24 protein-coding genes are annotated in these 25008 nt (G+C 64.2%); 10 read left to right on the plus strand and 14 right to left on the minus strand.

From position 1 onward, the window contains the following. The first annotated feature begins 133 nt into the window (after positions 1 to 133). Positions 134 to 493, plus strand: coding sequence for a DUF427 domain-containing protein (locus tag ACZBJS_RS26140; protein ID WP_057018401.1), 360 nt, complete (start codon positions 134 to 136; stop codon positions 491 to 493). 123 nt (positions 494 to 616) lie between these two features. Here ACZBJS_RS26140 and ACZBJS_RS26145 read toward each other — a convergent pair whose 3' ends face one another. After that, a complete protein-coding gene (locus ACZBJS_RS26145) occupies positions 617 to 790 on the minus strand; it encodes a DUF1328 domain-containing protein (RefSeq protein ID WP_024582607.1) in 174 nt (57 codons plus the stop codon). 187 nt (positions 791 to 977) lie between these two features. On the opposite strand from ACZBJS_RS26145, the gene ACZBJS_RS26150 reads away from it, so the two are divergent. Continuing rightward, positions 978 to 2162, plus strand: a complete 1185-nt coding sequence (locus tag ACZBJS_RS26150; RefSeq protein WP_057018399.1) for an acyltransferase family protein — start codon at positions 978 to 980, stop codon at positions 2160 to 2162. A 99-nt stretch (positions 2163 to 2261) separates the two neighbouring features. On the opposite strand, the gene ACZBJS_RS26155 is transcribed toward ACZBJS_RS26150, so the two are convergent. Beyond that, positions 2262 to 5342, minus strand: coding sequence for an efflux RND transporter permease subunit (locus tag ACZBJS_RS26155; protein WP_316397540.1), 3081 nt, complete (start codon positions 5340 to 5342; stop codon positions 2262 to 2264). 33 nt (positions 5343 to 5375) lie between these two features. Further along, entirely contained in the window at positions 5376 to 6491 is a 1116-nt protein-coding gene (locus tag ACZBJS_RS26160; protein ID WP_316397541.1) for an efflux RND transporter periplasmic adaptor subunit, read from the minus strand. Positions 6492 to 6669: 178 nt separating this feature from the next. On the opposite strand from ACZBJS_RS26160, the gene soxR reads away from it, so the two are divergent. Both soxR and ACZBJS_RS26170 read left to right on the plus strand, forming a co-directional pair. Continuing rightward, entirely contained in the window at positions 6670 to 7146 is a 477-nt protein-coding gene (gene soxR, locus ACZBJS_RS26165) for a redox-sensitive transcriptional activator SoxR (RefSeq protein WP_057018397.1), read from the plus strand. Positions 7147 to 7254: 108 nt separating this feature from the next. Next, the gene (locus tag ACZBJS_RS26170; RefSeq protein ID WP_016843463.1) at positions 7255 to 7515 is read left to right on the plus strand and encodes a GlsB/YeaQ/YmgE family stress response membrane protein; all 261 of its coding nucleotides are present in this window, start codon (positions 7255 to 7257) and stop codon (positions 7513 to 7515) included. Between the two features lie 97 nt (positions 7516 to 7612). Here the strand turns inward: ACZBJS_RS26170 and purL are convergent, their stop codons facing one another. After that, positions 7613 to 9844: a phosphoribosylformylglycinamidine synthase subunit PurL gene (gene purL / locus ACZBJS_RS26175; protein WP_316397542.1), complete on the minus strand. Its 2232-nt coding sequence runs from the start codon at positions 9842 to 9844 to the stop codon at positions 7613 to 7615. A 173-nt stretch (positions 9845 to 10017) separates the two neighbouring features. On the opposite strand from purL, the gene ACZBJS_RS26180 reads away from it, so the two are divergent. From ACZBJS_RS26180 to ACZBJS_RS26190, 3 genes are all read left to right on the plus strand, one after another. Beyond that, entirely contained in the window at positions 10018 to 10497 is a 480-nt protein-coding gene (locus ACZBJS_RS26180; RefSeq protein ID WP_092088532.1) for a PaaI family thioesterase, read from the plus strand. A 250-nt stretch (positions 10498 to 10747) separates the two neighbouring features. Continuing rightward, complete coding sequence (locus ACZBJS_RS26185; protein ID WP_316397543.1) at positions 10748 to 12970, plus strand: alkaline phosphatase family protein; 2223 nt, start codon at positions 10748 to 10750, stop codon at positions 12968 to 12970. A gap of 248 nt (positions 12971 to 13218) precedes the next feature. Then, positions 13219 to 14229, plus strand: a complete 1011-nt coding sequence (locus tag ACZBJS_RS26190; RefSeq protein ID WP_316397544.1) for a methyltransferase — start codon at positions 13219 to 13221, stop codon at positions 14227 to 14229. Between the two features lie 14 nt (positions 14230 to 14243). Here the strand turns inward: ACZBJS_RS26190 and pstS are convergent, their stop codons facing one another. Both pstS and ACZBJS_RS26200 read right to left on the minus strand, forming a co-directional pair. Next, positions 14244 to 14960, minus strand: a complete 717-nt coding sequence (gene pstS, locus ACZBJS_RS26195) for a phosphate ABC transporter substrate-binding protein PstS (RefSeq protein ID WP_463439462.1) — start codon at positions 14958 to 14960, stop codon at positions 14244 to 14246. Further along, a complete protein-coding gene (locus ACZBJS_RS26200; protein WP_463439459.1) occupies positions 14867 to 15298 on the minus strand; it encodes a substrate-binding domain-containing protein in 432 nt (143 codons plus the stop codon). The genes pstS and ACZBJS_RS26200 overlap by 94 nt, the downstream gene beginning before the upstream one ends. A gap of 236 nt (positions 15299 to 15534) precedes the next feature. Here ACZBJS_RS26200 and ACZBJS_RS26205 point away from each other — a divergent pair, with 236 nt between their 5' ends. After that, positions 15535 to 16512 carry a DMT family transporter gene (locus tag ACZBJS_RS26205; RefSeq protein ID WP_076828557.1) on the plus strand — a complete coding sequence of 326 codons (978 nt, stop codon included), beginning with the start codon at positions 15535 to 15537 and terminating at the stop codon, positions 16510 to 16512. 42 nt (positions 16513 to 16554) lie between these two features. On the opposite strand, the gene ACZBJS_RS26210 is transcribed toward ACZBJS_RS26205, so the two are convergent. From ACZBJS_RS26210 to purC, 7 genes are all read right to left on the minus strand, one after another. After that, on the minus strand, positions 16555 to 17151 hold the full coding sequence (locus ACZBJS_RS26210) for an invasion associated locus B family protein (protein ID WP_083715041.1): 597 nt from the start codon (positions 17149 to 17151) through the stop codon (positions 16555 to 16557). A 248-nt stretch (positions 17152 to 17399) separates the two neighbouring features. Further along, positions 17400 to 19004, minus strand: coding sequence for an ABC transporter substrate-binding protein (locus tag ACZBJS_RS26215; RefSeq protein ID WP_168854930.1), 1605 nt, complete (start codon positions 19002 to 19004; stop codon positions 17400 to 17402). Positions 19005 to 19134: 130 nt separating this feature from the next. Further along, on the minus strand, positions 19135 to 20094 hold the full coding sequence (locus tag ACZBJS_RS26220) for a tripartite tricarboxylate transporter substrate binding protein BugD (RefSeq protein WP_168855089.1): 960 nt from the start codon (positions 20092 to 20094) through the stop codon (positions 19135 to 19137). A 63-nt stretch (positions 20095 to 20157) separates the two neighbouring features. Then, entirely contained in the window at positions 20158 to 20859 is a 702-nt protein-coding gene (purQ, locus tag ACZBJS_RS26225; protein ID WP_057018388.1) for a phosphoribosylformylglycinamidine synthase subunit PurQ, read from the minus strand. Then, positions 20856 to 21110: a hypothetical protein gene (locus ACZBJS_RS26230; protein ID WP_057018387.1), complete on the minus strand. Its 255-nt coding sequence runs from the start codon at positions 21108 to 21110 to the stop codon at positions 20856 to 20858. Before ACZBJS_RS26230 ends, purQ begins: the two co-directional genes overlap by 4 nt. Before the next feature lie 11 nt (positions 21111 to 21121). Continuing rightward, complete coding sequence (gene purS, locus ACZBJS_RS26235) at positions 21122 to 21364, minus strand: phosphoribosylformylglycinamidine synthase subunit PurS (protein WP_057018386.1); 243 nt, start codon at positions 21362 to 21364, stop codon at positions 21122 to 21124. A 15-nt stretch (positions 21365 to 21379) separates the two neighbouring features. After that, positions 21380 to 22147 (minus strand): phosphoribosylaminoimidazolesuccinocarboxamide synthase, encoded by a 768-nt coding sequence (gene purC, locus ACZBJS_RS26240; RefSeq protein ID WP_016843454.1) that lies wholly within the window; start codon positions 22145 to 22147, stop codon positions 21380 to 21382. Between the two features lie 349 nt (positions 22148 to 22496). On the opposite strand from purC, the gene ACZBJS_RS26245 reads away from it, so the two are divergent. Beyond that, positions 22497 to 22820 carry a DUF1476 domain-containing protein gene (locus ACZBJS_RS26245; RefSeq protein ID WP_050387668.1) on the plus strand — a complete coding sequence of 108 codons (324 nt, stop codon included), beginning with the start codon at positions 22497 to 22499 and terminating at the stop codon, positions 22818 to 22820. Between the two features lie 29 nt (positions 22821 to 22849). Here ACZBJS_RS26245 and ACZBJS_RS26250 read toward each other — a convergent pair whose 3' ends face one another. Then, complete coding sequence (locus ACZBJS_RS26250; RefSeq protein WP_316397547.1) at positions 22850 to 23794, minus strand: LysR family transcriptional regulator; 945 nt, start codon at positions 23792 to 23794, stop codon at positions 22850 to 22852. A 112-nt stretch (positions 23795 to 23906) separates the two neighbouring features. Here ACZBJS_RS26250 and ACZBJS_RS26255 point away from each other — a divergent pair, with 112 nt between their 5' ends. Next, positions 23907 to 24734 (plus strand): isocitrate lyase/PEP mutase family protein, encoded by an 828-nt coding sequence (locus ACZBJS_RS26255; protein ID WP_316397548.1) that lies wholly within the window; start codon positions 23907 to 23909, stop codon positions 24732 to 24734. The last annotated feature ends 274 nt before the right edge of the window (positions 24735 to 25008 follow it).

Raw genomic sequence — 25008 nt, forward strand, 5'->3', positions numbered from 1 at the left:
CTAAGGATAAAACCTAGCCCTTGGGGTCTTCTAGGTCATCCCGGGCACACTATATTCCCATTCCCAGCGATTTAAACCTGCATCAATCGGTCACAAGCCATCACACCGAAATGACCAGAAGAGGCGCAGAATCATGAAGCTCCCCGGCCCCGATCATCCCATTACGATCACGCCCAACGCCAAGCGCGTCCGCGTCATCGCCGACGGCGTCGTGATCGCCGAGACCACCCATGCGCTGACCTTGAAGGAAGCGAGCTATCCGGCCGTGCAATACGTCCCCCGGCAGGACGCCAACATGGAGCTGTTGACCCGCACCGAGCGGACCACGCATTGCCCGTACAAGGGGGACGCGAACTACTTCAGCATCAAGGCCAACGGCAAGACGCTGGACAACGCGATCTGGACCTATGAGGAGCCCTTCCCGGCGATGACCGAGATCGCCGGCCACCTCGCCTTCTATCCGGACAAGGTGAAGATCGAGGAAGTCGCCTAGGGTCGCCTGCCGCAAGCGCCGGGCCTCGCCCGGCCTTTGGTCGCGCGCTGACTCAGCCTGCAAAACGGCAATGCCCGGGCGAGGCCCGGGCATGACGTCGGGAGCGCTTGGCCCCGATCCCAGCTATACCCTGAATATCGTGAGCCCGAGGATCAGGAGCACCAGGAAGATCACGACGAACACATAGAACAGAAAGCGCGCGATGTCGGCGGAGGCGGCGGAAATGCCGGTGAAGCCAAGCAAACCCGCGATGATCGACACGACAAGGAAGATCAGCGCCCATTTCAGAATTGTCATTACCCGCTCCTCATAACCGCGCGTGTCCGCCAGGTCGGACGAGAACGCCCGCACCCGACCGCAGTTCCAAAGACGAAACAGCTTCGCCGAGATGACCGACCTCGATACTCCCCCGTCCGGCCGATTGGGCCTTGCTGAATCAGGTTCCCGACTGCAACATCAGGGTGCAGACCCGGCTGGTGGCACCATGAAATCGATTGCTCACGCGGCTCCGGCCGTCGACATCCAGGCAGCACCGAAGCTCCACAAGCGCAATGTCGCGCTGGACCGCGCACGCACCTTCCTGACCCTGGTCGTGCTGCTGCACCACGCGGTGATCCCCTACACCTATTTCGGGCACACCGACCCGACATCGTGGATCGGCTTCGACTGCGTGGTGCTCGCCACCGACAGCTTCTTCATGGCGATGTTCTTTTTCCTGTCGGGGCTGTTCGTCTGGCCGGGGCTCGGCAACAAGCCATGGCTGATCTTCCTGCGCGACCGGCTGCTGCGGCTCGGCCTGCCGTTCGTGATCTGCGCTGTCACGGTCATTCCGATCGCCTATTACGCGATCGCGCTGCGCGCGACGCCGGGGCTGAGCTTCTCCGAATTCTGGTGGAAAACCATGACGGTCGGGCCGTGGCCAAGCGGACCGATCTGGTTCGTCTACGTCCTGATGGCTTTCGACCTCACGGCGAGCCTGCTGTACCGGGTGTCGCCGCGTCTGCTCGATCCGATCAACCGCCTGTCGATCAAGGGATTTCAACGTCCCTCGAAGTTCTGGCTGTTCCTCGTCATCGTCAGTGTCGCCGCCTACCTGCCGATGCTGGTCCATTACGGCCAGAACTACTGGTTCGAGTTCGGACCGTTTTCGGTGCAGGCGAGTCGCGTGCTGCTGTACGCCTCCTATTTCTTCATCGGAGCGGGAATCGGGGCGGCGAACCTCGAGGGTGGCGTGCTCAGCGCGCACGGACGGCTGACCGAGCGCCGCTGGTTCTGGACCGGCATCACGCTGATCCCCTACTGTTTGATGTGGGTGATGATCTACATCAAGCGCATGATCATCGGTAACCCCGATCCGCTGCCGGGCTGGTATCTCGGGATCTACGGTACCTTCTATGTGCTGTTCAGCGCCTCGATCCTGTTCGCGATCCTGGCCTACTTCCTGCAATCGAAATCGTCGGGCCCGACGCTGCTCGACCGGATGCAGGGCGACGCCTACGGCATGTTCCTGGTGCACTATCCGATCGTACTGTGGCTGCAATACTGGCTGTTTGATATGGATCTGCCGGCCTTCGCCAAGGCCGCGATCGCGTTCTTCGCCACTGTGGCGCTGAGCTGGGCGGTCACGGCCGTGTTGCGTAAGATTCCCGGCTCGAGATACGTGCTTTAGTTCGATGAAGCCGTAGGATGGGTAGAGCGCAGCGAAACCCATCACTTTCGTGCCGTGCATCGAGATGGTGGGTTTCGCTGCGCTCTACCCACCCTACGCCTACGCAGCGATCTCGCCCCTCGCCGCCACGCTTTCCAACCGCGGGGCGGCCGCCGCGCGATGGTCGCGGGCGATCAGGATGTAGAAGGTCGGCAGCACGAACAGCGTGAACAGCGTGCCGATCAGCATGCCCATCACCACGACGATGCCGATGGCGAAGCGGCTCGCGGCGCCGGCGCCGTCGGCATAGAGCAGCGGGGCAAGGCCCGCGACCATCGCGGCTGTCGTCATCAGCACCGGCCGCATCCGCACCGCGGCCGCCTTCTGGATCGCGGCGACCCGGTCGAGCCCTTCGTGGTGCTGGATCTCGTTGGCAAAGCTCACCATCAGGATGCCGTGCTTGGAGATCAGCCCGATCAGGGTGACGAGGCCGATCTGGGTGTAGATGTTCAGCGTGGTGAAGCCGAAATACAGCGGCAGCAGTGCGCCGCAGACCGCGAGCGGCACCGTGACCATGATCACCAACGGATCGCGAAAACTTTCGAACTGCGCCGCCAGCACCAGGAAAATCACGATCAGCGCCATGCCGAAGGTGACGATGAGACGGTTGCCCTCCTGGACATATTGCCGGCTGTCCGACAGCCAGTCGACGGTCATCCCCGGCGACAGCTTCTGCGCCTGCATGAACGACACCGCCTGCCCCATGGTGACGCCGGGCCTCAGCACCGCCGAGATCGTCGCGGCGTTCATCTGATTGAACTGCGGCAGCCGGTTCGGCTCCGGCTTGACGTTGACCTTGATCACCGTCGACAGCGGAAACATCTGCCCCGAGCTCGAACGGACGTTGAAGTTTCCGAGCCCTTCCGGCGTGACCCGGTCGGCCTGGCGCACCTGCGGGATCACCTCGTAGGAGCGTTCAAAGAAATTGAAGCGGTTGACATAGTTCTCGCCGACCAGCACCGCGAGGGTGTCGGCGATGGTCTGCATACTGACCCCGGCCTCGGCCGCCTTGGCGTGATCGATGGTGATCCGCGCGGTCGGGCTGTCGAAGGCGAGATCGCTGTCGACGAAGGCGAACAGCCCGCTCTTCCATGCGGCCCCCTTCAGCGTCTCGACCTCCTGATAGATGGTGGCGAAATCGCCGGCCGAGCGCACCACCATCTGGAACGGCAGGCCGCCGGTCGCCGCCGGCAGCGCCGCCGGCTGGAACGGCGTCACGCTGGCGCCGAGCACGCCATAGGACATGCCGTAGAGCTGGTTCTGGATGTCGTTGGCCGAGCGCTTGCGCTTGTCCCAATCGGTCAGGGTGATGCCGCCGAAGGCATGGTTCTGCCCGTCGGTACCGTTGATGAACCAGCTCGCGTGGTATTCGGGAAACGAGCGAAACAGCTGCTCGATCTGGTCGGAGGAGCGCGTGGTGTAATCGACGCTGGCATATTGCGGCGCGCGGAGCACGGTGAACACATAGCCCTGGTCCTCGGAGGGCGCGAGCTCGCGCTGGCTGCCGAGGAACAGCACCACGATCGCCGCCAGCACCCCGAATGCCACCAGCAGCACTGCTGCGCGCATCTTGAGCGTCGCGGCCAGCAGCCGGCCATAGCCACGCGACAGCCTTGAGAACTGATGCTCGACAAAACGGGCAAATCGGCCGTGCGAGGTGGCTTCGCCGAGCAGCTGCGCGCTCATCATCGGCGACAAGGTCAGGGCGATGACGCCCGAGACCACCACCGAGCCCGCCAGTGTGAAGGCGAATTCGCGGAACAGGCTGCCGGTCAGGCCACCCATCAGGCCGATCGGCGCATAGACCGCGGCGAGCGTGATCGTCATCGCGATCACGGGACCGATGATCTCGCGCGCGCCAATCAAGGCGGCGTCGCCGGGGCTCCGCCCTTCCTCGATGTGACGATGGATGTTCTCCACCACCACGATGGCGTCGTCGACCACGAGCCCGATCGCCAGCACCATCGCGAGCAGGGTCAGCAGATTGATCGAGAAGCCGAGCGCCAGCATCATCGCGGCGGTGCCGACCAGCGACAGCGGCACGGTGACGACAGGGATCAGCACCGAGCGGAACGAGCCCAGGAACAGCAGGATCACCACCACCACGATCGCGATCGCCTCGGCCAGCGAATGCTGTACCTCCGATATCGAGGCCTTGACGAAGTGCACGATGTTGAAGACGTCGGCGACCTTCAATCCGGGCGGTGCCACGCGGTTGAGGTCCTCGATCACCTTGGCGGTGGCGGCGACAATCTCCAGCGGGTTGCCGTCGGGGGTCGGCTGCACCGCGATGTAGACGGTGGGCCTGCCGCTGTCGCGTGCGTTGGAATCGTAGTTCTCGCCGCCGATCTCGAGGGTGGCGACGTCGCCGAGCCGCACCAGGCCGCCGCCGCCGGCGCCGGTCTTGATCACCATCTTGCGGAAATCGTCGAGATTGCGCAGATCGGTCGCCGCGGAGATGTTGGTGACGGTCATCTCGCCGCGCAGCCGCCCCGGCGCCGCCTGCACGTTGTTGGACCGCAGCGCGGCGGAGATATCGGCCGCGGTCAGCACGCGTGCCGCGAGCTTGAACGGATCGATCCACACCCGCATCGCCAGCGACGATCCGCCCGAGGTGTCGGCCGACGCCACGCCGGGCACCGAGGTGAGCAGCGGCTGCGCCACGCGGGTCGCGAAGTCGGTGATCTGCGCCGGCGTCAGCGTGTCGCTGGTGAAGGCGATGTACTGCACTGCCGACGCGCCGTCGGTGATCTTGGTGATGACAGGGTCGAACACGCCGGCCGGCATGCGGTACTTGACCTGCTGCACCTTGGCGAGCACTTCGGTCATGGCGCGGTCGGCATTGGCGTTGAGCACCAGCTTGGCCTTGATCTGGCTGAGGCCAAGCGTCGAGTTCGAGGTCATGTACTCGATGCCGTTGGCGGTCGCGATCGACTGCGCGATGACAGACGTGACGAAGCCCTGCATCACGTCCTGGGTCGCACCGGGGAACGAGACGTCGACCTGGATCGTCGCGCTCTCCATGTTGGGATATTGCCGCACCGGCAGCGAGACCATCGCTGCGGTGCCGATCAACAGGATCAGCAGGCTGACGACCGTCGCCAGAATCGGCCGGCGGATGAAGATGTCGGTGAAATGCATGATGCTTGCCTTTGGTCGCCTACCGCTCGCGGGTCAGCGTCCCTTCTCCGGCGTCTCCGCCATGGTCGTCTGGACGGCCGCGCCGGGCATGACGCGGAGCTGGCCCGCGGTGACGATGTGATCGCCGGGCGCAAGCCCCTGCTCCACCACGACACGCTCGCCGATCCGTTGCCCGGTCTTGACAGCGACGCCGACCGCCTTGTTGTCGCGCACGACCAGCACGCTCTCGCCGGATGCGCTGGTCTGGATCGCCGTGACCGGCACCACGATGGCGTCGGCCTGCGGCGGCAGCACGACGTTCACCATCACGAAGAGGCCCGGCCGCAGCAGCCGGTCGGGATTAGGAAACAGGGCTTGCACGAGGACATTGCGGGTGTCCTCGGCGACCTGCGGCTCGATGGCGTTGATCTTGGCCTCGAACACCCGATCGGGGAAAGCATCGGTACGGATCGTCACCGCGCTTCCCACCTTCAGATTTGACAGGCGCTGCTGCGGAACGGTGAAATTGGCATAGAGCTGGTCGAGCGCGGTCAGCGTCGCGAGCGCATCGCCGGCATTGACGTATTGGCCGAGATTGACCTTGCGCAGACCGATCTGGCCCGCGAACGGCGCGCGGATCGTCATCTGCGCGATCTGCGCATCGAGCTGGTCGAGCGAGGCGTCGGCCTGCTTCAGATCTTCCTGCCGCTGCTGCAGCGTCTCCTGGGTCACGAAGCCGGACGGCGCGAGGCCCTGCGCACGCTTCTCCTGCAATTGCGCGAAGCGTCCCTTGGAGACCGCAACCGCACGCGCGGCGCGCAGCGGCGCGTCATAGAGCTGCACCAGCGGCGCGCCCTCGGCGACATCGATGCCGGCATCGAAATTGATCGCGGTGACGCGGCCGGCAACCTCCGGCGCCAGAATCACCTGCCGCACCGCCTGCAGCGAGCCGATCGCCTCGATCGACCGCGGCAGGGTTTCGGTCCGCACCACCATCGCCGCGACCGGCGTCGGCGGGGCTTCGGCGGTGGGCTTGGCCGAGGCGCTGGATCCGCCTGCGCGCCAGGCAAACAAGCCGGCCGCGGCACAGGCGAGCAACAGAACGGTAATGCCGAACGGCCTGGCACGAAGCCCGAGCCAGCGGCGCGACGAAAATGATGCGGACGGCATATTGCTTCCAAGAACGAACCCCGGCGTGTCGGCCGGAAGCTTGCCCCTGCAAGCCCGCAATTGATATAGAACCTCAAGTATGGTTGAGGTCAAGGCTGGCAGCTTGCAAGTCTTCTAATGCACGACTTCTAATGCAAGACTTCCAATGCAGGACTTCTGATCCGGGATTGCTTGGGCAATGACGCTTGCGCAGGAGCTTTCAGTCGGCGAGGTGGCGCGGCGCAGCGGACTTGCCGTCTCCACCCTTCACTTCTACGAGAGCAAGGGACTGATCGCGAGCCGGCGCACCGGCGGCAACCAGCGCCGCTACATGCGCGGCGTGCTGCGGCGGATCGCGGTGATCAGGATCGCGCAGCGCGCCGGGATCCCGCTGGAGGAGATCAGGCAGACCTTCGCCGCGATACCGCTCGATCGCGCGCCGACCGTGCGCGAATGGGAGCGCGCGATGCGGGCCTGGACCGAGACGCTGGAGCAGCGCATCAACGATCTCACCGACCTCCGCGACAAGCTGTTCAACTGCATCGGCTGCGGCTGCCTGTCGGTGACCGATTGCCCGCTGCGCAATTGCGACGACAAGCTCGGCGCCCAGGGGCCGGGCCCGCGCATCCTGATCACCGCAGCCGAACGCCGGGCACGGCGCAAGCGGCGGGGCTGACGGCATTTTTCGTGGCCGACAAGTTGCGCACAACCTGCCTTTGGTCACATCCCGCCAGGTGATTCTCAGGTATGCTGGCCGGACTGCTTGACCCTAGGGAGTCCTGAGATGAACGACCCTCAAGTTGGATGGATCGCCGCCATCATCGTCGGCGGACTGGCGGGCTGGCTCGCCGAGATGTTCATGAAATCCGGAACCGGCATCTTCATGAATATCATCCTCGGCATTGTCGGCGCCGCGCTGGCGAACTGGCTGTTGGGTCTGCTCGGCGTATCGCTCGGCGGAGGCTGGCTCAGCTATCTCGTCGCCGGCTTCATCGGCGCCTGCATCATCATCTTTGCCTGGCGCGCGGTCCGCGGCGCGACATAAGGCATGATCCGAAGGGATCACGTTCGGAATAGAAATGGCGCGATGATGGGTTCATCGCGCCATTGAATCGTTGCTCGCGGCGCCTGATCCAGCCGGATCAGGCGGCAGTGCCGTGCATGTAGTTCGGCAGCCAGTACTCGAAGGCGCGCGACAGGCTTTCGACCGCAACCGGCGACTCCCCAGCCACCGCAATCGCGTCGCCGCCGGTGGTGCCGATGCGCGCGCAGGGCACGCCGGCGCCCTTCATCTTGGCCAGCACGAGGCCTGCGTCGGCGGCCGGCACGGTGACGATGTAGCGGGCCTGATCCTCGCCGTACCAATAGGCATGCGGCACGATCGAGGACGGCGCGGCCAGGAGCTGCGCGCCGATGCCGCTGGCGATCGCCATCTCGGCGAGCGCGATCAAAAGACCGCCGTCGGAGACGTCGTGCACCGCGGTCGCGGTGCCGGCATGGATCATGCCGCGCACCACGTCGCCATTGCGCTTCTCGGCAGCGAGATCGACCGGAGGCGGAGCGCCCTCCTCGCGGCCGCAGACGTCGCGCAGATAGACCGACTGGCCGAGCCAGCCCTGCGTGTCGCCAACCAGGAGGATCGCCTCGCCGGCCGCCTTGAACGCCAGGGTCGCGGACTTGGTGAAGTCGTCGAGCAGGCCGACGCCGCCGATCGAGGGCGTCGGCAGGATGCCGCGACCGTTGGTCTCGTTGTAGAGCGAGACGTTGCCGGACACGACCGGGAAATCCAACGTGCGGCAGGCCTCCGAAATGCCCTTCAGGCAGCCGACGAACTGGCCCATGATCTCGGGGCGCTCGGGATTGCCGAAGTTGAGATTGTCGGTGATCGCGAGCGGCCGGCCGCCGACCGCGGTGATGTTGCGCCAGGCTTCCGCGACCGCCTGCTTGCCGCCCTCGAACGGATCGGCCTCGCAATAGCGCGGCGTGACGTCGACGGTGAGCGCAAGGCCCTTCGGTCCGTCCTCGACGCGAACCACCGACGCATCGCCGCCGGGACGCTGCATGGTATTGCCGAGGATGACGTGGTCGTACTGCTCCCACACCCAGCGCTTCGAGCACAATTCGGGCGTGCCGATCAGCTTTTCCAGCGCATCCGCGATACCGAGCGGCGGCTTGACGTCCTGCCCGCGGATCACCGGCAGCGCATTCGAGGCGACGTGCGGACGGTCGTAGACCGGCGCCTCGTCACCGAGCTCCTTGATCGGCAGATCGGCCATCACGTCGCCGCCATGCTTGACGACGAAACGCTTGGTCGGCGTGGTGTAGCCGACGATGGCGAAATCGAGCCCCCATTTGCGGAAGATCGCCTCGGCCTCTTTTTCCTTCTCGGGCTTGAGCACCATGAGCATGCGCTCCTGGCTCTCCGAGAGCATCATCTCGTAGGCGCTCATCCCGGTCTCGCGGGTCGGCACCGCGCTGAGGTCGAGCTCGACGCCGAGATCGCCCTTGGCGCCCATCTCGACCGCCGAGCAGGTCAGGCCAGCCGCGCCCATGTCCTGGATCGCGATCACGCAACCCTTTTCCATGATCTCGAGGCAGGCTTCCAGCAAGAGCTTCTCGGCGAAGGGATCGCCGACCTGCACGGTCGGGCGCTTCTCCTCGGAGGCGTCGTCGAATTCGGCCGAGGCCATCGAGGCGCCGTGGATGCCGTCGCGGCCGGTCTTGGAGCCGAGATAGACGATCGGCATGTTCACGCCGGAGGCCGCCGCGTAGAAGATCTTGTCGGCGTCGGCGAGGCCGACCGCCATCGCGTTGACCAGGATGTTGCCGTCGTAGCGGGTGTGGAAACGCACCTGGCCGCCGACCGTCGGCACACCGAAGGAATTGCCGTAGCCGCCGACGCCCGCGACCACGCCGGACACCAGATGCCGGGTCTTGGGATGCTCGGGCGCACCGAAGCTCAGCGCGTTCAGGCAGGCGATCGGGCGCGCGCCCATGGTGAAGACGTCGCGCAGGATGCCGCCGACGCCGGTGGTCGCGCCCTGGTAGGGCTCGATGTAGCTTGGGTGATTGTGGCTCTCCATCTTGAAGACCACGGCCTGCCCGTCGCCGATGTCGATCACGCCGGCATTCTCGCCGGGACCCTGGATCACCCAGGGGGCCTTGGTCGGCAGCCCGCGCAGATGGATGCGCGACGACTTGTACGAGCAGTGCTCGTTCCACATCGCCGAGAAGATGCCGAGCTCGGTGAAGGTCGGAACCCGCCCGATCAGCTTCAGGATGCGCTCGTACTCGTCCGGCTTCAGCCCGTGGGCGGCGACGAGTTCGGGGGTGATTTGGGGCTCGTTCTTGGCATCGTTCTTGGGCGCGTTCATGGGACCCTTAATAGGTAGATAGAACGGGGGCGAAAAGGCCTTTTAGGGCCCATTTCCGGCCTGTCCAGAGCTTTGCGGCAGCTGACCGCGGCCCGGGATTTGGTCCCGGGATTTGCACAATGGGGATGGATCGGATTTAAGGACCCGAACCCGATAATTGAAGGCCATATTTCGTGAACGAGCTCGCCAAAACCGCATTCAACCGCCGCCCCGACCTGCACGTCGAAACCGAGGGCGAATTCGCCGGCTGGCGAACCTGGACCCGGGACAATTTCGAGACCCATACCGGCCCGTTCTACCACCGTATGGACGAGAACGGCCGCATCACCTGCGCGTTCCGGGTCGGCAAGAAGCACCTCAACGGCTCCGGCAACGTCCACGGCGGCTGCTTCATGACCTTCGCGGATTACTGCCTGTTCGCGCTCGCCGGCTCGGTGCTGCAGGGCCCCGGCGTCACGGTGTCGTTCGCCTCGGAATTCCTCGACGCCGCCCGCGAGGGCGACCTGATCGAGTGCACCGGCGAGGTCACCCGCGCCGGCATGTCGCTGATCTTCGTGCGGGGCATGCTGACATCGGCGGAGCGGCCGCTGTTCACCTTCTCCGGCACCATCAAGCGGGTGAAGCGCAGGACGCCGGCGCAGGCAACGGCGTAAAGCGTGTGACGTCTGTGGACGCACGCCGTCATCCAGCCGTTACATCGCCACGGATTGAATCGACAGCACAGCTCTAGCGCGTTGTGTTCACGCGCGTTCTTCGCGTGAGGCAATGCGAACTGCGGTTGTGACGTATCGACGCGCTGTCGTTGCGTCGTCGCGCGCGCGTCACATGCGCGTCAGGCAAGCCCCCGAAGATTGCTGAACGGTTTCCGTTTGTGCGTTCGCGCAGCGAAGTTGGGGCATTCTCATGAAATTGAAGACGTTCGTTTCCGTTACGACGGCGATGTCGCTTGTCGCATCGCTGGCGTGGACTGCAACTCCGGCGCGCGCCGGTCAAGACGGCGATAATGGTGATCGCGGCGTTGGCGATGCTCGCGGTCACGATCAGGATCATGACGGCGGTCATCACGGCCGCAAGCCGCGCGTGGTGATGATCTCGCTCGACGGTGCCAAGCCCGATTTCATCCAGAAATTCATCGAGGAAGGCGTACTGCCGCGCGACGGCGGCCTCGCCCAGCTGAGCCGGCGCGGCGCGGTGGCGTTGCAGAACGTGACGGCGTCACCGTCGCTCACCGCGGTGTCGCATATTGCGATCGCGACCGGTTCGACGGCAGTCCACAACGACATCCCCTCGAACACGTTCGAGCCGATCGTCGGGCCGATCTCCGGCAGTATCAGCGGCTTTGCGGCGCCGATCGGCGGCTACAGTGAGAACCCGCTCGGGCCGTCGCCACACCCGACCGCGGTGCCGTTGTGGGTGCAGCTGCACCAGCAGGGCAAGAAGGTCGTCACGGCGACCTGGCCAGGCGGCGACGGCGCCGACATCTCCATCAACAAGACCGTGGTGCAGCCGGCCCAGCCGACCCGCATCACCGACTTCACGGTCCCGTTCGGCGCGTTCGGCGGCATCGGGGCCCAGGGCTTCTCGCTGTCGCGAGGCGACTTCACGGCCGACCCGAGCATCGTGACGGCGCTGCAGGCTGCCGGCCATTTCTCGTTCAGCCCGGTAATGGTGACCTCCGCACCGATCGAGACGTTTTCCTGCTCGGCCGCGGCAACCGCGACCTGCACCAACGCCTCGACGCTCGACGTCAAATATTCGATCCGCGTCGCCGCGATCGACACCACCAACGATCGCAAGGTGAACTACGACACGCTGGTGTTCTTCGATGCCAACCGCGGCATCACCGCAGGACCGTTCCACGCGCCGTCGACCGGGCCGGCCTATGTCAAGTTCGGCGGCGAGAACGCACCGTTCTTCTTTGAAGGCAGCGGGGCGAAGGTTGGTGCCGCGTACTTCGTCTCTGCGCTGTCTCCCGATCTCTCGGTGGTGCGCTTCGCCCGCTACGGCGCCAATTACATCCCGCGCAATACGCCGGTTCTCGCCGACGTCGACGACATCAACAACAACATCGGGTTCTGGCGTCCGCAGGCCGACTTCCGCATTCCGGAGCGGCTGAGCCCGGGCTTCACGGGCTTCCCCGACGTCGAGATCGAGACGATGTTCGAGGACATGGTGAAGACCTTCGTGCGCTACCAGGCCAATATCGGCGAGCGCGCGATCAAGACCCATCCGGACGCCGACCTCGTCATGGTCTATATCGAGCAGCCCGACGGCTCCGAGCACCAGTTCCTGCTGACCGATCCCCGCCAGGGCACCACCCCGACCGATCCGAATTCGATCGGCGCCAACCAGGATGCTGCCAAGGTCAAGCGCTACGCGTCCTACATCCGTTTCGCCTACCAGACGGCCGACAAGGCGGTGAAGCAGATCGCCGATGCGGCGGGCCGCGACAGCAACGTGATCGTGGTGTCGGACCACGGCTTCGCGCCGTTCCACACCTCGGTCAATCTCACCAACATCCTGCGCAACGCCGGGATCGACACCAGCAAGGTCGGGATCCGCACCTCCGGCCCCGCCGCCGACATCTACGTCAACCTGCAGAACCGCGAGCTCGGCGGCACCGTTGATCTGGCGACCTACCGCACCCTGGTGGCGCAGATCACTGACGCGGTGAAGAACGCGGTCGACCCCAATGCCCGCTTCAACTACTCACTGAAGGACCAGCGCATCTTCACCGTCGTCGAGACCCGGCCGCTGCAATGCGACGCCGGAACCGGACAATGCATCAGCAAGACCATCGGCCAGGACTATGGCGACGTGTTCGCGCTGATGGCGCCCGGCTACAATTTCGACGGCATCCAGAACCCCGGGGTCGCGCGCCAGGGCGACGCACCGTTCAACGCGGCAACCACCATGCTGTCGATGCCGAACTTCTATGGCGCCCACGGTCACGACCCCGAGCTTCCGGTGATGAGCGCGACGTTCATCGCCGCGGGCCCGCAGATCCGCAAGGACACCGTGGTGCGGCACATGCGCAATATCGACGTGGCGCCGACCATCATGCGGATCCTCGGTTCGGCACCGCAGCAGGTCGACGGCGAGGTGCTGGGCCAGGTCCTGCGCTAGAGCATGGTCCGGCATTTCAGGCACAGCTCACGCGATGGACGCCGGAGCGGCGTCCATCGCTGATTCGTTCTCGCCAATCCTGCGCCACTGGCGTTCACCGAACGGAAGTGTCAAAATCAAATCTATTCGCCGTTATTTGAAATGACGCCGTGGTGAACCCCTGCCACCCTCCCGGCGCACCAGGCCCGAACCAGGGGCGACATGTTCACCCGGCTGCACCAGCAGTGACAACCAATTGGGATCAAGTCATGAGCGCGGCAACACCGGAACATATTATGCAGATTGGTATGGGCTTTTGGGCGTCCAAAACGCTCTTGAGCGCCGTCGAACTGGGCGTGTTCAGTACGTTGGCCGATGGCCCCGCTGACCTGCCGACGCTGCAAAGGACGCTTGCGTTGCATCAGCGATCGGCCCGCGACTTCCTCGATTCGCTGGTGGCGCTCAGATTGCTTGAGCGCGAGAACGGCATCTACAGCAACACCCCGGACACGGACCTGTATCTCGATCGCGCCAAGCCATCCTACATCGGAGGCATTCTGGAGATGGCGAATGCCCGGCTCTATGGCTTTTGGGGATCGCTCACGGAGGCCCTGCGCAGCGGCGAATTGCAGAACGAGGGCAAGGGCGGAGGAGAAGACTTATTTGCGGCATTGTATGCCGATCCGGATCGGTTGCGGGGATTTCTGACCGCGATGAGCGCAATAAGCGCGGGTGCGGCGCATGCTATTGCCGGCAAGTTCCCTTGGAGCGAGTACAAGACTTTCATGGATCTCGGTTCGGCTCAGGGCATGGTGCCTGCCACGCTCGCACACGACCATCCGCACCTCACCGGCATCGGCTTCGACCTTCCCGCGGTCAAGCCGGTGTTCGAGGAATTTATCGCTCAGCGCGGGCTGGAGGATCGGGTGCGGTTTCGGGGAGGAAACTTCTTCGAGGACCCGCTGCCGGAGGTTGAAGTCATCATCATGGGTCACATCCTTCATGATTGGGACCTTGCCAAGAAACGGGCGCTTCTCGGCAAGGCATTCGATGCGCTTCCGAAAGGTGGCGCAATCATTGTTTATGACGCCATCATCGATGACGATCGCCGCGAAAACGCTTTCGGGCTTCTGATGAGCTTGAATATGCTGATCGAAACCGCCGGTGGGTTTGACTACACAGGCGAAGACTGTCAGGCTTGGATGCGCGACGTCGGATTTTCCCGAACGCGGGTCGAACCGCTCGTTGGCCCGGATTCGATGGTGATCGGATTTAAGTAGCGTATCCGCGTGGTCTACCGATCAGTCCGCTTTCCGGACGCCGACGCCGTAAGCGCCTCGAAATTATGCTGCCAATACTGCTCGATCTGCTCGACCAGCGTGGCCGGCAGGGGAACGTAGTTGAGCAATTGAGCCTGCGGCTTGCCGCTCTGCAATGACCAGCGCAGGAAGTCGATCGCGGTTGCCGACCCGTCGGGCGATTTCGGCTGCTTGTGCATCAGGACGAAAGTCCTGGCCGTGATCGGGTATGCGTCCTCGCCGGGAGCGTTGGTGAGGACCAGGTTGAAGTCCTGCGTCGCCATCCAGTCCGCGCTCGAGGCCGCAGCCTGGAACGATGCGGCGTCGGGGGTGACGAAATTGCCGGCACTGTTCTGCACCAGGCCGAAGGAAATCCGGTCAAGCCGTTGCAGCGCGTAGGCGTATTCGAGATAGCCGATCGACCCGGGAATCAGGCCGACGAGCGAGGCGACGCCATCGTTGCCCTTGCTGCCGAGCCCGACCGGCCACTCGACCGACGTGCCCTCTCCGACGCTTGCCTTCCACTGCGCGCTGACCTTCGCAAGATAGTTCGACCAATTGAACGTCGTCCCCGATCCATCGAGGCGATGCACGACGGTGATCGCCGTGCGCGGCAGCTTCAGATCGGGATTGACCGCCTGAATGGCCGGATCGTTCCACGATTTGACCTTGCCGAGATAGATATCGGCGAGCAGCTGTCCGGTGAACTGGATCTAGCCGGGCTTGACGCCGCGATGTTGACCACCGGCACGACGCCTCCGATCACGATCGGGAATTGCACCATGCCGAGCCTGTCCAGCTCCTTCGGATCGAGCGGCATATCGCTCGTCCCGAAATCGACGGCGGCCTTCTTGATCAGGCCGACGCCGATGCTCGAGCCCACCGATTGATAGCTGACGGTATTGCCGGTCTTCGCCTTGTAGGCATCGATCCATTTCGCCATCACCGGCGACACGAAGGTTGAGCCGGCGCCCCTGGTCTCCGCAGCAAAGCATTGCGTTGCGACGACGAGCGCAGTGAAAATGATCGGTAATTTGAAATGCTTCGTCATGCTGTTGAGCCTAGCAGGACGAGCCAGACGCCCGTGTGGGCCAAGTCACAAAACGGTAGCATACGCCGGAGGCGTCGGATTTGGCACCCGGACGACGCCAGCCTCAGTCCCACAGACGCAGCCCGCCAATTCCTCCAAGCGGGATATCGGCGTAAATTCAATACCCTAGCCTTGCATCGCGCCGCCGCGCTAGATTGCTGCTTCGCGCGCCAATGCGCGAAGGGAGCCAAATCAAGGTGCCGAAGAGCACAGCGAAAACGGGCGGCGTGACGGCTCCCGAGAAAGTGCCCACCTCGTCCACGTCGGCGCCGGGCGCGCGCGGCTGGCGCGATTATGCGCTGCTGCTGGCGCTGGCGTGCTGCTGGAGCTCGACCTACCCGCTCACCAAGATCGGGCTCGGCTCGATCCCGCCGGTCACCTTCATTTCCGCGCGCTCGCTGGTGGCCGCCGCCTTCCTCCTCATCGTGCTGCGCATTCGCGGCATCCGCATCCCGACCGACCTCAAGGCCTGGAAGCTGTTCGCCTTCCAGCAGACCATCAACTCCACGATCCCGTTTTTGGTGATCACCTGGGCGCAGCTTTACGTGCCGGCATCCAACACCGTGGTGCTGGCCTCGACGACGCCGATCTTCGCCTTCCTCATCACCTGGGCGATCACGCGACACGAGCCGGCCTCTCTGCTCAAGCTGGTCGGTGCGATCCTCGGCCTCGCCGGCACGGTCGCGATCATCGGCCTCGACGCACTCTCAGGCTTCGGCAAGGAGATCTTCGCCGAGATCGCGATCCTGCTCGCCACCGTCTCGTTCGCCTGCGCCACGATCTTCGGGCTTCGGCTGTCGGACTATGATCCGATGGTCGTGGCGGCCGGCTCGCTGTTGTTCGGCGGCACCGTGCTGCTGCCGGTCGCCCTGATCGTCGACCATCCCTGGACCCTGCACCCGACGCCGCAGGCGCTGGTCGCCACCGTCGTGATGGGCATCTTCTCCAGCGCGTTCGGCCTGATGCTGTTCTACATGTGCCTGACGCGGCTCGGCACGCTGACGACGAATGCGCAAGGTTATCTTCGCATTCCGATCGGCGTCGCGCTGTCGGTGATCCTGCTCGGGGAATCCGTGCCGTCGAATCTCGCGCTCGGCCTCGTGCTGGTCATGGCCGGCGTCGCCGCGATGACGGTGCCGGGCGAAGCAGTCAAACGGTGGCTGCGCAGGCTGTAGCTGCTGCTCATCGAATCTGACAGACCCGCTATTTGCGGTCGCCTATCTCGCTTCACAGCGCGCTTTGCGCTCCTCTTCGGCGCGCTTCGCACGCTCCGATCTCGCCTGCTTTTCCTCCGCCGAAAGCACCTCCTCGATGACCTTCGTCTCTTGTGCGGGTCCATCGTAGGCATCAGCGAATCCGGCGAGCGGCACGGTCAAGCTGATCGGCGAATTGGCCTTATCGAAGGCTTCCAGAGTGAGCGCATGCGCTTGCTTGAGCTGATCGACCATTTCCGGTCCGGCGTCGTAGTCAGCCGTGCAACCGTAGGCAAAGCAGCCCGCGTAGGGCCGCTCAATCGCTTGTCCCTGATCGATAATGATCCGAACACCACGTTCGACTATCACCCGGGTCGGCAAGAAAACGCGCAACGTCTTCCTGGAATCTCCGGTGCGCGCGATCAGCGCGGCTGCCACGACTGCCCCGCAGTCTATGTTCTCTATCTTCGATCGCCCCTCTCGCCCGACAATGCAGGTGTCGGCTATGCAGAACTTCGTCCAGGGGGGATAAGTCAACGTAGCCTGTTCGCCGGCTACTGGGCCGGCAACCAGCCAAGCAAGCGCCATGCCGGCGCAGCAACGCAAGATCACACGGCGCATGGCCGCTTTCCCCGATCAGACCTGAACTCAGGCTCGTCGCGGACTGTGTCCGCATCAGGGCGTTGCACGCCGCAGAAATGCTACTTCTTGTCGTCCTTCGCAACGTCGCGGGTCACGAGTTGCTGCAGCACCTCGGCGCGCGAGTTCATTGGCGTCGGGTACGACCGTCGACAGGTCGACGAACCGCTTCTTCACCGCTTCGCTCGCACTCGGGCGCAGCCATGCAGGCGACGATGCTGGACCCCGGCTTATTGCACGCTGACCAGCGTGAGGTCGACGAACCACGATTGGGGCGACACAAAACCCTTCACCTTCGGACTCATCGCGCGAGGGTTCAGATCGTGGACAATATAGAGCCAAGGCGGATCGTCGACGAGGCGCTCATGCGCCTTGCGGTAAGCCGCCGAGATCACTTTCGGATCGGTCGCTTCCGAAATCGTCTTGAGTGCGGCTTCGAACTCGTCGTCCTTCCATTGCTCGAAATTGAAACCGTTCGGTGAAAAATTGGCGGCCAGGAAATAGCGCGCCATCACGCCGGCGTCCGACGAAGGCGAGCTGATATTGAGCGCCATAGCGCCGCGCAAAGTTGGGCTGTCGGGCGTGGCCCGGGCCGCCGTCAGAAGCACCTGCCACTCGATGACGTCGAATTCCACATCGACCCCGCAGGCTTCCTTCAGGTTCTGCTGCAGGAATTCGTTCATCGGCAGGGGCAGCATCTGCCCCGAGCCTGAATTCGAGATCAGCACCTTGAACGCCAATGGCTTCGCCGACGTGTAACCCGCCTCGGCAAGCAGCGCCTTGCCCTTGGTCGGATCGAACTTGTAGTGATTGACCGGCGCGCCGAAATCGGGATCGCTGGCCTTGAGCCAGCCGACCGACGGCTCTGCGGTCCCGTTGAGCAGGGACACCAGCCCGTCCCGATCGATGCAGTAGTTCAGGGCCTGGCGAACCCTGACGTCCTTGAACGGGCTGTTGGCGGCGCCGATGTTGTAGAACCACGGCCAGACATGCGGATAGGAGCCGGTGGTAATGGTGAAGCCGGCGGATTTCAGCGAGTCGACGCCATCGGCCGGCGGCACTTCGATCCAGTCGACCTGGCCGGCACGCAAGGCGGCCAGCCGCGAATTGGCCTCGGGGATCGGCAGCAACACGACATTGTCGACCTTCGCTGTCTTGCTCGTGTCCCAATACTTGTCCCAACGCGCCAGATCTGCCTCTTGCCGCGGCACAATCCTGGTGATGCGGAACGGCCCGGTGCCGGCAGCCGGCAACGTCGCGACCTTGGCCCAGTCGCGGCCGGCCTTTTCGAATGAAGCGGGCGAGGTGAACAGAAGATAGACCGCCATATAGGGAAAATAGGATGCCGGCTTCGTCGTCGAGATCGCCACCGTTGCGTCATCGATCTTCCGGTAGCTGCCCATCACCGGGACCCGCGCCCGCGACATCGCCGAACTCGGCGGCTCAAATTGCGGGCTCTCGCTGTTGAAGTAGCGATCGAGATTCCAGATCACGGCATCGGCATTGAAATCGGTACCATCGTGGAATTTGACGCCCTGGCGCAGATGGAAAATCCAGGTCTTGTTGTCGACGGGGTCCTGTTCCCATTTCTCCGCGAGTCCGGGACGCAAAGTCGCCAAGCGGTCGGTTCCGCTCAGATTCCACAGCACCAAACCCTCAAAGATCGGATAACCGAGAAAGCGCATGCCTTCGAAGCCGTTATTCGGCAGCCCGGTGGCCGTCGGGATATCGGACGCCGTCATGGCGATGCGCAACGTGGTCTCGGCCATCGCCCAATGCGACCACAGCAGCGCGCATAGGAACGCAATCGTGCAGTGAGCCTTGCGAATGAGCATGATGCGCTCCCGTCCTGATCGATCGGGAGATCACCAGCAAATTTCAGGCCAGTCTGGCGAGCGGCTGACGCAAGGCTCGCCGCCTCGGCGACCGCGTCGAGGGCAGAGCCAACGCAGCGACGATGACCCTCTACTTCTTATCGTCCGCCAGCAGCGTGCGGTATTTTGCGACGTCGCGGGTCACGAGCTGCTGCAGCGCCTCGGGCGCGAGCTCATTGGCGTCGGGGGCGACGGTCGACAGGTCGGCGAAGCGCTTCTTCACCGCCTCGCTCGCAACCGCGGTGCGCGCGGCGGCGTTGAGCTTGGCGATGATCTCGGGCGGTGTGCCCTTCGGCGCGAACAGGCCGTTCCAGCCCTGCGCCTCGAACTCGGGCAGTCCGGCCTCGGCCGAGGTCGGCAGTTCCGGCAGCGAGGCCAGCCGCACGGTCGAGCCAACGACGACCGCTTTCACCAGCTTGTCGTCGATCGCCTGCGACACCGAGGCCGCGGCATCGCAGACGCCGTCGATCTGACTGCCGATCGCGTCCGTCAGCGCAAGCGCCGCGCCGCGATAGCCGACCAGCTGCACGTCGATGCCGGCGGCATGAACAAAACTCTTGCAGATCAGGTAATTCGAGGAGCCCACGCCGGCATGGCCGAGATTGACCTTGCCCGGATTCTTCCTGGCGTAGTCGATGAATTCCTTGAGGTCCTTGGCCGGAAAATCCTTGCGCAGCGCGACGATGCCGAAGGTCTTGGCGACCACGGCAATCGGCGCGAAGGAGTCAGGCGTAAACGGCAGCTTCGGATAGATCGTGTAGGTCGCGGCGTTGGTGCCGGCATTGCCGATCGCGATGGTGTAGCCGTCCGGCTCGGCGCGCGCGGCGCGGGCGAGCGCGGTCGAGCCGCCGGCGCCGCCGACATTCTCGATGATGATGCTCTGGCCGAGCGCCGTGCCCATCTGGTCGGCGACCGCGCGGGCGATCACGTCGGAGGTGCCGCCGGCCGTGAACGGCACGATCATCGTGATCGGACGCTTCGGGAAGTCCTGGGCGTAGGCCGACGTCGCAAGCAGAAGCGCCGCAGCCGCGGCAACGCACCACCGCCGCATTTTATTCTGACGCGTTTTCTTCACGCGAACCGGTCCCCACTTCGCTCGAAAACGCTATGGTGATTACGCCGCCTTTTCGAACTGCTGGACCAGGCCTGCGAACAGGCCGCGGCCGTCGGTGCAGCCCATGATCTCTTCGACGTGGTTTTCCGGATGCGGCATCATGCCGAGCACGTTGCCGCGCTCATTGACGATGCCGGCGATCGAATGCGCGGCGCCGTTCAGATTGGAGGCCTCGTCGACCACGCCCTCCGGCGAGCAGTAGCGGTACAGCACCCGCCCGTCGCCTTCGAGCCGCTTCAGCGTCTCTTCGTCCGCCTCGTAATTGCCTTCGCCGTGAGCCACCGGCACGCGGATCACCTGGCCGGCATTGTAGCCGCGGGTGAACGGCGTGTCGGAACGCTCGACGCGCATATGCACGTCGCGGCAGATGAACTTCAGCCCGGCATTGCGCATCAGCACGCCCGGTAGCAGCCCCGACTCGCAGAGGATCTGGAAGCCGTTGCAGACGCCGAGCACGAGCCCGCCCTTGGCGGCGAAGTCGCGCACCGCGTCCATCACCGGCGCGCGCGCTGCGATCGCGCCGCAGCGCAGGTAATCGCCATAGGAAAAGCCGCCGGGCACCACCACGAGGTCCGTGCCTTTGGGCAGCGCGGTCTCGGCGTGCCAGACCATCGCGGTCTCATTGCCGGATGCGAGCTTGAGCGCGCGCGCCATGTCGCGCTCGCGGTTGATGCCGGGGAAGACGAGGACGGCTGATTTCATGGAGTTGGTACTTCGTTCAATTCGAGACGTGTCTCTATGCGGTCAAGACGGCCTTCGTGGCGAACCAGCGTCGCGTGAATACCGGAAATCTCCTGGAACACGCCGGTAATTTCCTGGCGGATACCATTCTGAGACGTTCGCGATGCCTGCATTTCCTGCTTCAACTCATCGATCTTGCCGTCGACCTGAGCCAAACGCGCCTGGACCGATTTCATCACTTCGAACATCAGCTCCATCGTCACGTCGGCCATTTGCTCGCCCCTTACGCCTTCAGTTCGATGGCATAATTCTCGATCACGGTATTCGCCAACAACTTGTCGGCGGCGGCCTTCAGCGCCGCTTCCGCCTTGGCCTTGTCGGTCGCGGCGAGCTCGATGTCGAACACCTTGCCCTGGCGAACGCTGGCGACGCCGTCGACGCCGAGCGATTTCAGCGCACCCTCGATCGCCTTGCCCTGCGGATCGAGGATGCCCGACTTCAATGTCACTGTCACACGTGCCTTCACGGTCGTCCCTTCAGCTTAGCTCTTCACCAGCACCGGGCCGCTACCGGCCGGCCGCTCGTTTTCAATCAGAATGCCGAGCCGCTTGGCGACCTCGGTGTAGGCCTCGAGCAGGCCACCCAGATCCCTGCGGAAACGGTCCTTGTCGAGCTTCTCGTTCGACTTGATGTCCCACAGCCGGCAGGAGTCCGGCGAGATCTCGTCGGCGACGATGATCCGCATCATCTCGTTCTCGAACAGCCGTCCGCACTCCATCTTGAAGTCGACGAGGCGGATACCGATGCCGAGGAAGAGGCCGGTCAGGAAGTCGTTGACGCGGATGGCCAGCGCCATGATGTCGTCGATCTCCTGCGGCGTCGCCCAGCCGAAGGCGGTGATGTGCTCTTCCGACACCATGGGGTCGTTGAGCTGGTCGTTCTTGTAATAGAACTCGATGATCGAGCGCGGCAGCTGGGTGCCCTCCTCGATCCCGAGCCGCTGCGACAGCGAGCCGGCGGCGACGTTCCGCACCACCACCTCGAGCGGCACGATCTCGACCTCGCGAATCAGCTGCTCGCGCATGTTGAGGCGGCGGATGAAGTGGGTCGGCACCCCGATGTCGTTGAGGTGCTGAAACAGGTACTCCGAAATCCGGTTGTTGAGGACGCCCTTGCCCTCGATCACCTGGTGTTTCTTGGCGTTGAACGCGGTCGCGTCGTCCTTGAAGTGCTGGATCAGGGTTCCCGGCTCGGGGCCTTCGTAAAGCACCTTGGCCTTGCCTTCATAAATACGGCGTCGACGGCTCATTGGGATGTACCGTGTTTTGTTGAAATCCATGGATTTGGGTGCTCCGGATGACTTGGGGTTACGACCCACGACGGAGCTGCCGCGGAGGCCTGGAACCTGGGCAATCCAATTGGAAACAGAACAAGAACCATGCCTGTTGGCAACCTATCCGATTGGCCCATCCAGCACAATCGATAGTGCCCCCTTGAGGGCACTTATACCGCCCTATCATAAAGGGCCGATTCCGCCAGTTTTGCCTGCGGCTTAACGGCTCGTTGTCTTGCCGATTCCTCCCACCTATCTAGGCAGGCACAGGGGTTGCCGCAACGCGCGGCGGCCCTCATTCAGCAAGGGAATTGGAACTTCAGCCATGAGCGAATTCAACAAGCGCGAGGAAGGTTTCGAGAAGAAGTTCGCCCTCGACGAGGAGCAGAAGTTCAAGGCTGAAGCCCGCCGGAACAAGCTGCTCGGCCTGTGGGCGGCCGAGAAGCTCGGCATCACGGGCGATGCCGCCAGCGCCTATGCCAAGGAAGTGGTCGCCGCCGACTTCGAGGAAGCCGGCGACAATGACGTGCTGCACAAGGTTCTGAAGGACCTCACGGCCAAGGGGCAACCCGCCACCGAGCGCGATATCCGCGCCAAGATGGACGAGCTGCTGGCGGTGGCCGCGGCGCAGGTCAAGGCGGGAAGCTGAGTTCCCGGTACACCCTACCAAGTCGACTTTTACGCGCGCCGGACACCGTTCCGGCGCGACGTGTTTGTGCCCCTCGCCTTGGTGAAGTCGGCACGGAGGATGTCGAGCAGACGGCGTGAGGCGGCGCTGAGGAAGCCGCCGTGCCGTGTCACGGCGACGACCTCGTGGCTTGCGGCGAGATCGCCGACGCGGATCGTCGCGATCCTCGAGCTACCCAATTCCTCCGTCGCATTGCTTTGTGACAGCAGCGCGATCCCGAGCCCGGCCTCGACCAGGCGCTTCTGCGCCGTCAGGCTGTCGACCGGCGTCCAGGCGACCTCGCCGAGCCCGTGCGTCAGGAACAGGGCGAAGACGTGCGAGGCGGTGATTTCGCGGCGTCCCGGCACCTCCGGGAAGGCGATCCAGCGCTCATCCCTGAGATCGGCAAGCTTGCCGACCCGGCGTCCCGCCAGCGGATGGTCCGGCGCGCAGACCACCCCGAGCGGCTCGGCAAACAGCACCTCGCAATCGAGGTCGCGCGAGCGGTCGCGGTCGTAACGCAACCCGATCGTCGCCTCGCCGCGCCGGATCAGGTCGCTGACCTCGGCGCTGGTCGCGGTGCGCAGCGTCAGCGCAACGTCCGGGTGCCGGCGGGCAAAGCGCTTCAATACGTTCGAGAGCCGCTCGCCGGCGAGGGTACCGGTCACCGCCAGCGCCACCGGGCCGGAATTGCCGCGCAGCAGCGCGCGCACCGCGTTCTCGGCATCCTGCGCCGCCGCCACCGCCCGTTCGGCATAGGGCACCATCACCCGCCCGGCATCGCTCAGCCGCGTCTTGCCCGCGATCCGCTCGAACAGGGGCACCCCGAGCTCCTGCTCGAGCAGCGCTATGCGCCGCGAAATCGCCGGCTGCGAGCGGTGCAGCGCCTTGGCGGCATGCGAGATCCCGCCGCGCCGATGCACCACCAGGAACGTGTTGAGCGCGTCGCTGTCCATCGCCCTCCCCATGCAAAAAGCTGATGATATCGAGAGAAATAACAAATTTGTCTGATGGGCGAAACCGCCCTATCGCTGCTTTCAGTCGCTTTTGACAACAGCAGGAGTTCACATGCGCACCCAGGCGGACAAGGCAGCACGGTTTCGCGAGCTGCATCAGCGGCCCGGCACCTTCATCATTCCAAATCCGTGGGACGCCGGAACGGCGAAGCTGCTCGCATCCATGGGCTTCGAGGCGCTGGCGACCACCAGCCTCGGGCTCGCCAACACGCTTGGCCGTTCGACCGTCAGCCTCGACGAGATCATCGAGAATTGCCGGGTGATCGCCGAGGCCACCGACCTGCCCGTCAATGCCGATCTGGAAAAATGCGGCGCCGACATGCCGAAGCTCGCGGCCGAGGCGATCCGCTTCGCCGCCGAGGCCGGCGCGGTCGGCGGCTCGATCGAGGATTCGACCGGCGACCCGCAGCGCCCGATCTACGATTTCACGCTCGCCGTGGAGCGGGTCCAGGCCGCGGTCGAGGCCGCACGGGCGCTGCCCTTCCCGTTCACGCTGACGGCGCGGGCGGAAAACTTCCTGCACGGCCGCAAGGACCTCGACGACACCATCAAGCGGCTACAGGCGTTCGAGGCCGCCGGCGCCGACGTGCTGTATTCGCCGGGCCTCTACGATCTCGCCACCATCAAGACCATGGTGTCATCGATCAACAAGCCGTTCAACCTCGTGATGGGCTTTGCCGATCCGACCCTGACCGTCGAGCAACTCGCCGCCGCCGGCGTCAAGCGCATCAGCGTCGGCGGCGCGATGCAGCGCCACGCGCTGGCTGCGTTCCTGCGCTGTGCCCGCGAGATGAAGGACAACGGCGCATTCAGCTTCGTCCGCGACATGGCGCCGGTGAAGGAGGTCCGCGCGGCATTCGCCGCAGCGAAAGGCGAATAGGAAGCAGCGAATGGCGAATCGGAAAGCATCCATTCGCTATTCGCGCTTCTCTCATCTCCTCGAAATCCGTCTCCCGACAAGTCGCCACTCACGTCGCGGCGTGCCTTGAGCGGCCGCGATTCTCAGTCTGCGCACGACATATATGGTCTCCTCCTCCAGGGTGAGTGAACAGCTTCACACAACCATCGGTGAATCGGACGTAGAACACGACGGGCGCAGGCGTACGATCAGTTCATTCCAATCGATCCTGCGCACGTCGATTCAATCTACACCG

The organism is Bradyrhizobium sp. KZN70725, from assembly GCF_055264925.1.